This is a genomic window from Clostridium sp. CM039 (genome assembly GCF_055081075.1).
Window position 1 is genome coordinate 2,139,048 of record NZ_CM143649.1, and the last position, 12,487, is coordinate 2,151,534.

Here is a 12,487-nt window from a genome sequence, read left to right on the forward strand (position 1 = left end):
CCTCATCAATTTTCAAATCATATAACTATAGTTCGAAATTACAGCCCAAATCATATTTTCAATGTCTTTAGGTATTTCTGTATTGTTTTCATTAAGATTAACTTCTAAAACTTCTCTATCTAACCTAACTTTTACGATTTTTTCATCTTTATTAATTAATACAAATCCCATGTTTTTGCTGTTTTCAAAATCGGCTTCTTTAGCAAATAGTGTAAGCTTTTCTTTATATGGAGCGCTATCATATGGACAGAACGTTTCACAGTTTCCACACTCATTACATAGTTTATCCAAGTGAATTATTTGATGCATTTTATTACCTTTTACTTTTATAGTAATATTTGCACGGTTAGGGCAGACATCAACACAAGCTTCACATATTGTTGAACACTCAAGACATCGTGCGCATTCTTTAGGACCGCACTCAGCCATTTGGAGTATACCTTTTTTAGCTATTGCCGCTTCAGTATTTGTGCTTGCTTTTGGCATATTTATTCTTAAATCACGATTCATTTCTTCTTTGACTATAGACCTTGCAAATCTTGTTGCATCTGCTATGCCTTCAACTACTGTAGCCGGTCCATGCAGACCATCTCCAGCAACATATACTTTTTTAATGTTTGTTTCTAGTGTTTGTGCATTTACATCGGCTTGTCCTTTTTCATTTAGTTTAATATTATTTTCTTCAAATATCTTAGTATCTATCTTCTCCCCAACTGCTGATATAACGATATCTGCTTTTATATCTACCATATCGCCGCTTGGAACTGGTCTTCGTCTTCCACTTTCATCTGGTTCTCCGAGTTTCATAACCTCACACTTAAGAACACCACCGCTAACTTTTACAGGTGATAGTAATTCCTTTAATTCTACTCCATCTTTGATTGCCATTTGCAATTCTTCGACATCTGCAGGCATGTATTTTTTAGTTCTACGATATACTACATATACATTCTCTACTCCGTCTACTCTTTTAGCTGCCCTAGCTGCATCCATAGCAGTGTTACCACCACCTACTACTACAACATTTTTACCAATATTTAAATTTTTATCATTATTCTTTAATTTCTCTAAAAAATGAAGTACATTTATTACATTTCCGCCTTCGATATTAACTCTACCTGGCTGCCATGCCCCGATCGCAAATAGGACATATTTATATCCTTGCTTTTTCAACTCATCTGCAGAATTCTTCTCTGAATTTAATTCAATTTTAACTCCCACGCTTCGAACAAGCTCAATGTCTTTCTCAATAGAATTTGATGGTATTCTAAATCCTGGAATAACATGTTTTACTATTCCTCCTAAAGAGTTTCTTTTTTCAAAAATTGTTACATTGATTCCTTCTCTTGCAAGGAAATACGCTGCCGCAAGACCTGTAGTTCCTCCACCAACAATTGCTACCCGTGCATCACCTTTATCTGCTATCTTAAGTTCCTTAATTAAACTATCGTATGCTTTTTCTGCTGCTTGTAATTTTATATTCCTTATGTTAACAGACTCATCGCAGAAATTTCTGATGCATTTGCTCATGCAAGCATGACTGCATATTGTTCCAGTAATAAATGGGAGTGGATTTTTTTCAACTATTACCTTTAGTGCTTCAAGATGTTTTCCTTCTGAAACAAGACGTATGTACTCTGGAATATCTTGTCCTATAGGACATCCCTTCTCGCATGATGCAATAAAGCAATCAACTAATGGTACTTTCTCATTTATTTTGCGATTAGGAATTGGTTTTATAGGCTTTATATGATGAATATCTTTTACTGATTTATCTTTAAGATCTCTTAATTTTCCATTATCAATAACATACTTATTAGCATATTCCGACTTGTTTAATTTTTCAGCAATTTGAACACATCTTTGATATCCACCAACTTTTAAAAGTGTTGTTGCTATAGTTATAGGCCATATACCCGTTTCAAATATATCATTTATATTAAAAACGTCTGCACCCCCTGAATAAGAAATCTTAAGTTTTCCTTCAAATTCTTTTGAAAGCTTATATGCAAGTGCTATTGAAAGGGGATATAGAGATTTTCCTGACATATACATCTCATCACCTGGTAATTCAGCATTTTTAATCTGAGCTGGAACTGTATTCGTTAATTTAACGCCAAATGACAATCCTTTCTTGCTTGCCAAATCTTGTAAACCTCTAAACATAGGAGTAGCATCATTAAATTGCAAGTCCTCATTGAAGTGATGTTCATCAAATGAAACATAATCATACCCCATATCATCTAAAGTTTTACGTACAAATTCATAACCTAATAATGTGGGATTACATTTCACATAAGTGTTTAGCCCTTTTTCATTTATTAGGTATGTTGCAATGCGTTCAATTTCTTGTGATGGACATCCATGTAATGTTGATAATGTTATCGATGTACATACCTTAGGTGATATATGCTCAACATATTCACTATCAATGTTTTGGAATTTATCCATATTTCCAAAGACGTATGACCTGCATTCACTCCATATATCACTTTTAGATGCATCTTTAAGTCCCCTAATAAATTCACCTATTTTAGGTGAAGAAATCCCCTCAAAATCATATCCTACACTCATATTAAAAATAAATCCATCAGGACTTCCTAGCTCAAGTTCCTTTGATAATATTTTTAGTGCAAACCAAGCCTTAACATACTCATCATATGCCTCGGTAACTCTAAGCTCTGTTGACCACTCTACGTTATAGCACTCATCTTCTGCTCTTATGCATGGCTTTGACACAGGTAAATCTTCACCGTCAAGGGTTTGCACTGTTTTTAATTCAAAAAATCTACACCCAGAAACGTAAGCTGCAATTATGTTTTGTGCTAACTGTGTATGTGGACCAGCTGCTGGACCAAAAGGAGTTTCAATTTTTTCTCCAAATATTTCGAGAACCTTATTATCCTGCTTTTTGAAAAATTTGTTTACTCCAAATATCTTGACCTGCTTTTTATTTTCGTAAGTTATCCACTCCATTAAGTTTTTAAATGGAATAGGTGTCATTCTATCACCCATAGGTAATACCCCCTTATTTTTATTGTTTTTTAGCTGTTGATTTTATTCCACAATTCATTTGATAATTCTCTTGATTTCGCCATGATTTGCTCAGAATCAACACCGATTATTTCACGATCCTTCATAAGAACCTTACCATTTATCATCGTAGTTGTTACACATCTTCCATTAATTCCAAACAAAATATGAGCGTTTGCATTATTTACATTAAATGGCGTTAGTGGATCGTATTCTGCTACTATAATGTCAGCATAAGCTCCCTTTTGTATAATTCCAAGAGGTTTTTCAAAGAATCTATTAGCAATCTTTGCATTGTTTTTAAATGTCATTAGAGGAATTTCATCCCATCCAACAGATGGATTACAGTTATTATGCTTATGCAAAATATTTGCAACCTTCATTGATTCAAGCATATCACTGGTGTATCCGTCAGTTCCAAGCCCTAACGTTAATCCTTTTTTAACAAACTCTAGCACAGGGGTACATCCTACGGCGTTACCCATATTAGATTCAGGATTGTGTACTACCATTGTACTAGTTTCCTTTAATATATCCATCTCACCATTATTAATGTGTATACAATGAACAGCCATAGTTTTGCTTCCCAAAATATCAAAATCAAATAAACGATTTACTATTCTTTTATTGTATTTTTTTAAAGAATCATATACATCATCTATACCTTCTGCTGTATGCACATGATACCCAGCACCACAGGTTATATTTTTAGCACAATACTCAAGTGTTTTATTACTTAATGTAAATGATGCATGAAGTCCCATCATACCCTTTTGCATATCTGAGGAATCATTTTTAGCTGCCTTCATAAATTCAACATTTTCTTTTACAGCTTGTCTCATTTTTTCCTCTCCATCTCTATCAGAAACTTCATAACATAAAGATGTACGAATTCCTAGCTTTTTAGCAACACCCGATATTTGAAATAAACTTCCGGAAATACTACCGTAACTTGCATGATGGTCAAAAACAGTTGTAACCCCATTTCTTATACAATCTAAGTATGTTGAATATGCACTATATTCTGTATCTTCGAGTGTTAATAATCTATCTATTTTCCACCACATTCCAGAAAGAATATCTAAAAAGCTTTTAGGGTTATTCCCTTTAATAGAAAGACCACGGGCAAATGCACTATATATGTGATGATGAGTATTAATCATTCCTGGCATAATTAAACCTTTTTTAGCATCAATAAACTCAGCGCCCTCATACTTTTTCTTCATTTGCTCTGTGGTTCCGATGTTCACTATAATATTAGCATCAATACATACACAACCATCCTCAATAAATGTATTGTCATTATCTCTAGTCAATAACTTACCATTGCCTATTAAAATCATAATATCCCTCCTGTAATATATTTTCAAAATGATATGTAATTAATTGATTGTTCTCATTGTTTTTACTATTCCAAATTTATTCTACCATTATTTTTCGAATTTAGTCAATTCGTTCCACAAAAACTTTTGTAAGTTTAAAAAGTTTTTGTATTTTTTGTTGATTTATAAAAAAAATACTGATATACTGAATTTATAAAATTTTTGTAAAATTTTATAAATCATGACTTATTATACAACAGATTGAGAGGTTTATTATGGATATTAACAGTAATTTAGATTTTTTAAAAAATTTAGCCAAAGGCATTTCATCTCAATTTGGGCGAAATTGCGAAGTAGTTATACATGACTTATCTTCTGGTAACCCAGATTATCCGATTCTCTTTATTGAGAATGGTGATGTTACAAAAAGAACAACGAGCACTAGCAGTGCCTCGCGTATTGTATTAAACGCTTTGAAAAACAATCGTGAACAAATTGAGGATAATTTAAACTATATTACCAAAACTCATGATGGTAGGGTTCTAAAATCAAGTACTATATATATACGAAATGATGAAAATATTCCTGTTGGTGTATTTTCTATTAACTATGATATTACTGAGCTTACCATAGCTAGTAATTGTATAGAGTCTTTGATTAGTCATAAAGAAAACGTTTATGACGGGAATAAAATTCCTCAAAATGTAAATCAACTACTAGATGATTTATTAGAAGAATCTGTAAAGAAAGTAAATAAACCAGTTGGATTAATGAGTAGAGAAGAGAAAATACAAGCTATTCAATATCTTAATGATGCCGGCGCTTTCCTAATTACTAAAGCAGGCGATAAAATAGCCAGTTTTTTCGGAATTTCAAAGTATTCAATCTACAATTATGTAGATATAAAAAAATAATTTTTTTGGAGGTTTTGTTATGAATAAAATAAACTGGGTACGAAATGAGCTCCCTAAAAACAGTAATAAAATGTTAAATGTAATGTCCCTTGAAAAAATTGATAAGGCATCTTCTTTTCATAAAAGTTTCCCCCAATATAGTCAAACACCCTTAGCTAAACTAGATAATATGGCTAAATTCCTTGGCCTTAAAAATCTGTATGTAAAAGATGAGTCTTATAGATTTGGATTAAACTCTTTCAAGGTCTTAGGTGGTTCTTTTGCTATAGGTTGTTACATTGCAAAAAAATTAGGTAAGGATATATCAACGCTTCATTATGATACTATTACGTCAAAAGAACTTCTTAAAGAATTCGGACAAATAACTTTCTTCACATCAACTGATGGGAATCATGGAAGAGGTCTTGCTTGGTCAGCTAACAAATTAAATCAAAAATCCGTCATTTTCATGCCAAAAGGCTCTTCAAAAACCAGATTAAAAAACATTCAAAAGGAAGGCGCTATTGCTACAATAGAAGATGTAAATTATGACGAATGCGTCCGCATCGCAATAGCCGAGTCGGCAAAAACTCCTAATTCTGTAGTTGTTCAAGATACTGCATGGCTTGGTTATGAAGAAATACCCTCTTGGATTATGCAAGGTTATGGAACAATGGCAATGGAGGCTAATGAACAACTGCATAATGATAATTGTGATGCACCAACACATATTTTTCTGCAAGCTGGTGTAGGTTCTCTCGCTGGTGCAGTCCAAGGCTATTTTTCAAATGCTTATCCTGGTAATCCACCAATAGTTACTATAGTAGAACCCAATAAGGCTGATTGTATATTCCGTTCTGCATCAGCAAAAGACGGAAATGTAAGAATTGTTACTGATGACATGCAAACAATCATGGCAGGCCTTGCATGTGGAGAACCAAATACAATATCATGGGATATTTTAAAAAATAATAGTTCATTCTTTGTATCTTGCCCAGATAATATTTCCGCTAAAGGAATGAGACTACTTGCTGCACCTATTAAGGGAGATCCTACTGTTACCTCTGGCGAATCCGGCGCTGTAACAATGGGTGTTCTATTTAATATAATGAAAAATGATAATTTAAAAGATCTAAAACAAGCTCTAAAACTTGATGAAAATTCAAAAGTACTCTTGTTTTCAACAGAGGGAGATACTGATCCAGATGTATATCGTAATATTGTATGGGATGGTAATTATTCATCATTGTAATAATTCTCAATTTAACTAGTAATTTAATATTTATTCAAATTTAAGGGGGAATAAAAAAATGGATTTTAACAGTATTAAGGAAAAAGCGGAGAGCTATAAAGCTCCAATGACAAAATTCTTACGTGACTTAATTGCTATCCCTGGCGAAAGCTGTGGGGAAGAAGGTGTTGTTAAAAGAATAGAACAAGAAATGATTTCTCTTGGTTTTGACAAAGTAGAAATTGATCCACAGGGAAATATTTTAGGTTATGTTGGAACAGGTAAAACTCTTATAGCTTTTGATGCTCATATTGACACTGTTGGTCTTGGAGAGCTCAGTAACTGGACTTTTGACCCTTATATAGGTTTTGAAACTGAGGAAGAAATTGGTGGACGTGGTGCATCTGACCAACTTGGTGGTATCGTATCAGCTGTATACGGCGCTAAGATAATGAAACATCTTGGCATGTTAAGCGAAGACTACACAGCTCTCGTAGTTGGATCAGTACAGGAAGAGGATTGTGACGGAAACTGCTGGCTGCACATCATAGAACAGGACAAAATCAAACCTGAATTCGTTGTAAGCACAGAGCCAACTGATAGCGGTATCTACAGAGGACATAGAGGACGTATGGAAATCAGTGTTGATGTTAAGGGTGTTTCATGCCACGGTTCAGCTCCAGAAAGAGGAGACAACGCAATCTACAAAATGGCTGAAATATTAATAGATATCAAAAACCTTAACACAAATGATGCTGCTGATTCTACAGAAATCAAAGGTCTCGTAAAAATGTTAGATAAAAAATATAACCCTAAATTCGAAGAAGCTCAATTCTTAGGACGTGGTACTGTAACTACATCAGAAATATTCTTTACTTCACCAAGCCGTTGTGCAGTAGCTGACTCTTGCGCGATTTCATTAGATCGTCGTATGACCTCTGGAGAAACCTTTGAAAGTTGTTTAGAAGAAATCCGTCAACTTCCAGCTGCTAAAAAATACAATGCTGAAGTCACTATGTATAAATATGACAAAGAAAGCTGGACTGGACTTTCATACCCTCAGGATTGCTACTTCCCTACCTGGGTTATTCCTGAAGATCATGCTGTTGTTAAGGCAATGGAAGAATCATACCAAGGAATGTTCGGAACAACAAGAAGCGGTTCTTATAGCACTGATGAAATGAGAAAAGCTCGTCCGCTTACTGATAAATGGACATTCTCAACAAACGGTGTTGCTATAATGGGTCGTCATGGAATACCATGCATAGGATTCGGACCTGGTGCAGAATCTCAGGCACATGCTCCAAATGAAAAAACTTGGAAAGATGACTTGGTTAAATGTGCTGCTGTATATGCTGCTCTCCCAACGATTTATTGTAAAAGTAAATAAAAATAAATAATACTAAATAAAAAGGAGTTTTTAAAAATGGCTTTAATGGATAAATACATCAGCAAACTTAACTCCCTAGATTTTAAAAATATGTATAATAATGATTTCATGCTCACTTGGGAAAAATCAAAGGACGAACTCGAGTCAGTGTTCACAGTTGCAGAAGCTCTTAAAGAATTAAGAGTAAATAACATATCATCAAAGATTTTCGATAGTGGCCTGGGAATTTCACTCTTCCGTGACAATTCAACTCGTACAAGATTTAGTTTCGCTTCTGCTTGTAACCTTCTTGGTCTTGAAGTTCAGGATCTTGATGAAGGAAAATCTCAGGTTGCTCATGGTGAAACAGTAAGAGAAACCGCTAACATGATTTCTTTCATGGCAGATGTTATAGGTATCCGTGATGATATGTATATTGGAAAAGGTAATGCTTATATGCGTGAAGTTTCTAAGGCTGTACAAGAAGGTAATGATGAAGGAATTTTAGAACAACGTCCAACACTTGTTAGTTTACAATGTGATATAGACCACCCCACTCAATGTATGGCTGATACTCTTCATATTATAAATGAATTGGGCGGTATTGAAAATTTAAAAGGTAAAAAAATTGCTATGTCATGGGCATATTCTCCATCTTATGGTAAGCCCCTTTCAGTTCCCCAAGGAGTAATTGGACTTTTAACTCGTTTTGGTATGGATGTTGTTCTTGCACATCCAGAGGGTTATGAAGTTATGAGCTCCGTCGAAGAAATTGCAATAAAAAATGCTGCGAAGTCTGGTGGTTCATTTACAAAAACAAATTCTATGGAAGAAGCATTCAAAGATGCCGACATAGTTTATCCTAAGAGCTGGGCTCCTTTTGTCGCTATGGAAAAACGTACAAATTTATATGCAAAAAATGACCAAGCTGGTATAAATACACTTGAAAAAGAACTCCTTTCACAAAATGCTGAGCATAAGGATTGGCAGTGTACTGAGGAACTTATGAAAACTACAAAAGATGGGAAAGCGCTTTATCTTCACTGTTTGCCCGCTGATATCTCTGGTGTTAACTGTGAAGTTGGAGAAGTTGCTGCTTCTGTGTTCGATCGTTATCGCAAACCACTTTATAAAGAAGCAAGCTATAAACCTTATACAATAGCTGCTATGATTTTCTTAAGTAAAGTTAATAATCCACAAGAAGTTTTAGCTATGCTTGAGAAGAGCAATAAAGAGCGCAAATTAAAATAACCCAAATTAAATGCTGGGGGGGAGTTTTTATGAGTTCTAATCAAAAATCCTTACTATTCCAATATGATGGTAAACCTTCACTTAAAGAGATTATACCGCTAGGCATGCAACACGTCGTTGCTATGATTGTTGGTTGTGTTACACCGGCTCTCATAATTGCTGGCGTTGCAAATCTCACCGCCGCTGATAAAATTTTACTTGTACAGTCCTCACTTTTTTTTGCTGGTATAGCAACCTTAATTCAAATTTTTCCACTTGGTAAAGTTATTGGTTCAAGATTACCTGTAATTATGGGAGTAAGTTTTGCATATGTTCCAACATTAACGGCTATTACTGGTGAATTTGATATTGCTACTGTTTTGGGAGCCCAAATAATAGGTGGTTTAGTTGCTATAATTTTTGGGATATTTTTAAAAAAACTTTTAGCATTCTTTCCACCTCTTGTTACTGGTACCGTTATATTTAGCATAGGATTATCACTCTACTCAGTCGCTATTATATATATAGCTGGCGGTGCTGGTTCTCCAACTTTCGGTTCTCCTAAAAATTGGGCTGTTGCTCTAACAACACTTGCTGTTGTTATGTTTTTAAATTATTTTACTAAGGGGACTCTCAAACTTGCATCTATTTTAATAGGTATAATTGCAGGATATGTTATTGCTATATTTCTTGGAATGGTATCCTTTGATGCGGTGACTTCAGCTGGCTTATTTCAAGCTCCAAAACCACTACACTTCGGTATAAACTTTAATATTACAGCTATAACATCTATGGCTATAATGTATATTGTAAATTCTGTTCAAGCTATAGGTGATTTATCTGCTACAACGGGTGGAGGTATGGATAGATCTCCCACTGATAAAGAACTTTCTGGTGGTATTATCGGAAACGGATTTTCAAGTATAATTGGTGCTTTCTTTGGTTGTATGCCAACTGCGACATATAGCCAAAATGTAGGTATAGTAATTACAAATAAAGTTATCAATAAGTGGGTATTTGCTTTTGCTTCTTTTGTTGTAATTTTAGCAGGTCTTATTCCTAAATTTGCTTCACTGCTTACAACTATTCCTCAATGTGTTCTTGGCGGAGCAACAATCTCGGTTTTTGCCACAATAACAATGACAGGAGTTAAAATGATTTCTTTAACTAATCTTACAATGAGAAACTCAGCAGTTGTAGGAATTGCAATTGCATTAGGTCTAGGTATTGTTCAAGTTCCCAATGCATTTGCTCTATTCCCATCATGGTTTATATCTATATTCGGAAAATCATCCATTGTTGTTACAACCATAGTTGCAATAGCACTAAACCTTATCTTACCTAAAGATAAACCTGAAAACGTTACTATTACTAATAATAAATCTAAATCAATAAACATGTAAAAAAATCAAGCCACTTTAGTGGCTTTTTAATGAGGTGGTATAAAAATGAATAAGTTTATGAAAATCGCTATAGAAGAAGCTTTAGCTGGAATGGAGAACAACGATGGTGGCCCTTTTGGAGCCGTTATTGTAAGAAATGGTGAAATTATAAGTTCCGCTCATAATCAAGTTATTAAGACCAACGACCCTACTGCACATGCTGAGGTTACAGCCATTAGAAAAGCTTCTAGTGCACTTGGTAAATTCGATTTATCAGATTGTATAATATACTCCTCTTGTGAACCTTGTCCTATGTGTTTTGCAGCAATTCATTGGGCAAAAATAAAAACACTTTATTATGGTTCAACAAGGCAAGATGCTGCAAATATAGATTTTGATGACCAATATATTTATGATGTAATAAACGGAACGGCAAAAAAATTGCAAGTTGAAATGCTACAAATAGATAGAGAAGAGAGCCTTGAAGCTTTTAAAAAATGGAAAATTAAAATAGATAGGGTTCAATATTAGAACATAAAAGCAAAGCACTTCCATCGCAGCGATGTAAGTGCTTTATTTTTCATTTCTTGAATCTTCATTATTGTTTTAAACCAGTGACGATCGAAGTTTAAAACATTTCACCATCGTTCTCAATGGTTACAATTTTCGCAACGATGCTTTTTAACTTTTTCTACAGCATTCAAAATATTTTCATAACCTGTACAACGGCAAAGATTACCTGAAAGTTCTTTTTTAATTTCATCTGTTGTATACTCTTTACTGTCTTCAAGAACAGGGATAGATGCCATAACAGCTCCACATGTACAAAAACCGCATTGGACAGCACCTTCATCAATAAATGCTTCTTGAATATCTGATATATTTCCATCACCATCCATTAAACCCTCAATTGTACGAATTTCTTTACCCTCTGCCCAAATTGCAAGGTAAATACAAGAATCAAAAGCTTCATCATTAATAAGGACAGTACAAGCTCCACATTCTCCAACCTCACAGCCTTTTTTAACGCTCGTAAGATGAAGATGATTTCTGAGAACATCCGTAAGTGACTCTCTATCATCTATCATAAGTTGTTTAGGTTCATCATTTACTGTGAAGTTTAAAATTGCATTAGCCATTTACCACACCTCCTGATAGTCTTATTGATTTCTTTAAAGCCCGTTTACACAATTCATAAACAAGCTGGAGACGAAAATCTTTAGATGCACGCCAGGAAGTACGCGGATTAACTTCTGTTTTTGCTATTTCTCCAAAAATATTGAACATTTCATCAGATATTTTCATTCCCTTTATGGCCTCTTCAGCTTTTGGACATCTCATAGGAATAGGACCTGCAACCCCAAAGGCAAGATGTACATCGCAAATCACATCTTTTTGCACATTAAGTTTGCAAGTTACACTGCAGCCAAGGGTTGCAATATCCATTGCATTACGCATAGAATATTTAATATAATTACCTGTGAAATTTTCATAATTTTCTTTTGTAATATATATAGCCGTAAGTATTTCACCATTTTTTAAACTAACTTTTCCTGGACCTACATAATACTGCGCAATTGGAATAACCCTCTTCCCATTTGCCCCTTCTATTTCAAGAATAGCATTCAGTGCAAATAACGTCGATGCACTATCAGCACTTGTAACACCATTTGAAATATTCCCTCCAATTGTGCCAATGTTTCTTAACTGTGGGCCTCCTATTTCATCAACCGCATCTCCTAGTACTGGAATATGTTTTTTAATAATTTCATTTTTTGTTATATGTGAAAAACTTGTAATGGCGCCTATTTTTATACTACCATTTTCCTCCATAGATATTCCTCTTAGCTGGTCTAATCCATAAATACTTATAAGAGAACATCCAGCAAGCTTTCCATGACGAATCTTAATAAGTACATCACTCCCACCTGCAATAATTACAGCATCAGGTTCATCCACAAGATGCTGTATTGCATCTTGAATTGAAGTTGCACTATATATTTTTCCGATATCATACATTGTTATGT

Annotated in this window: 10 protein-coding genes; 6 read left to right on the plus strand and 4 right to left on the minus strand. The window is 34.4% G+C overall.

Going from position 1 to position 12,487, the window contains the following annotated elements:
* Window positions 1-12 precede the first annotated feature (12 nt).
* Both ygfK and ssnA read right to left on the minus strand, forming a co-directional pair.
* Entirely contained in the window at window positions 13-3,015 is a 3,003-nt protein-coding gene (ygfK, locus tag ACWJJ2_RS10055; RefSeq protein ID WP_462953213.1) for a putative selenate reductase subunit YgfK, read from the minus strand.
* A 29-nt stretch (window positions 3,016-3,044) separates the two neighbouring features.
* Complete coding sequence (ssnA, locus tag ACWJJ2_RS10060) at window positions 3,045-4,376, minus strand: putative aminohydrolase SsnA (protein ID WP_462953214.1); 1,332 nt, start codon at window positions 4,374-4,376, stop codon at window positions 3,045-3,047.
* Between the two features lie 254 nt (window positions 4,377-4,630).
* Between ssnA and ACWJJ2_RS10065 the strand changes: the two genes are divergently transcribed.
* Genes ACWJJ2_RS10065 through ACWJJ2_RS10090 form a run of 6 tightly spaced genes read left to right on the plus strand, consistent with a single transcriptional unit; the run spans window position 4,631 to window position 10,991 of the window.
* A complete protein-coding gene (locus tag ACWJJ2_RS10065) occupies window positions 4,631-5,269 on the plus strand; it encodes a helix-turn-helix transcriptional regulator (protein ID WP_462953215.1) in 639 nt (212 codons plus the stop codon).
* Window positions 5,270-5,288: 19 nt separating this feature from the next.
* On the plus strand, window positions 5,289-6,500 hold the full coding sequence (dpaL, locus tag ACWJJ2_RS10070; RefSeq protein WP_462953216.1) for a diaminopropionate ammonia-lyase: 1,212 nt from the start codon (window positions 5,289-5,291) through the stop codon (window positions 6,498-6,500).
* A 58-nt stretch (window positions 6,501-6,558) separates the two neighbouring features.
* Complete coding sequence (locus ACWJJ2_RS10075) at window positions 6,559-7,869, plus strand: YgeY family selenium metabolism-linked hydrolase (RefSeq protein WP_216304254.1); 1,311 nt, start codon at window positions 6,559-6,561, stop codon at window positions 7,867-7,869.
* 36 nt (window positions 7,870-7,905) lie between these two features.
* The gene (gene ygeW / locus ACWJJ2_RS10080; RefSeq protein ID WP_462953217.1) at window positions 7,906-9,099 is read left to right on the plus strand and encodes a knotted carbamoyltransferase YgeW; all 1,194 of its coding nucleotides are present in this window, start codon (window positions 7,906-7,908) and stop codon (window positions 9,097-9,099) included.
* Window positions 9,100-9,128: 29 nt separating this feature from the next.
* The gene (locus ACWJJ2_RS10085) at window positions 9,129-10,481 is read left to right on the plus strand and encodes a uracil-xanthine permease family protein (RefSeq protein ID WP_216304252.1); all 1,353 of its coding nucleotides are present in this window, start codon (window positions 9,129-9,131) and stop codon (window positions 10,479-10,481) included.
* A 45-nt stretch (window positions 10,482-10,526) separates the two neighbouring features.
* A complete protein-coding gene (locus ACWJJ2_RS10090; RefSeq protein WP_462953218.1) occupies window positions 10,527-10,991 on the plus strand; it encodes a nucleoside deaminase in 465 nt (154 codons plus the stop codon).
* 119 nt (window positions 10,992-11,110) lie between these two features.
* Here ACWJJ2_RS10090 and xdhC read toward each other — a convergent pair whose 3' ends face one another.
* Both xdhC and xdhB read right to left on the minus strand, forming a co-directional pair.
* The gene (xdhC, locus tag ACWJJ2_RS10095) at window positions 11,111-11,599 is read right to left on the minus strand and encodes a xanthine dehydrogenase subunit XdhC (RefSeq protein ID WP_216304250.1); all 489 of its coding nucleotides are present in this window, start codon (window positions 11,597-11,599) and stop codon (window positions 11,111-11,113) included.
* Entirely contained in the window at window positions 11,592-12,479 is an 888-nt protein-coding gene (gene xdhB, locus ACWJJ2_RS10100; RefSeq protein WP_462953219.1) for a xanthine dehydrogenase subunit XdhB, read from the minus strand. Before xdhB ends, xdhC begins: the two co-directional genes overlap by 8 nt.
* Between the last annotated feature and the right edge of the window lie 8 nt (window positions 12,480-12,487).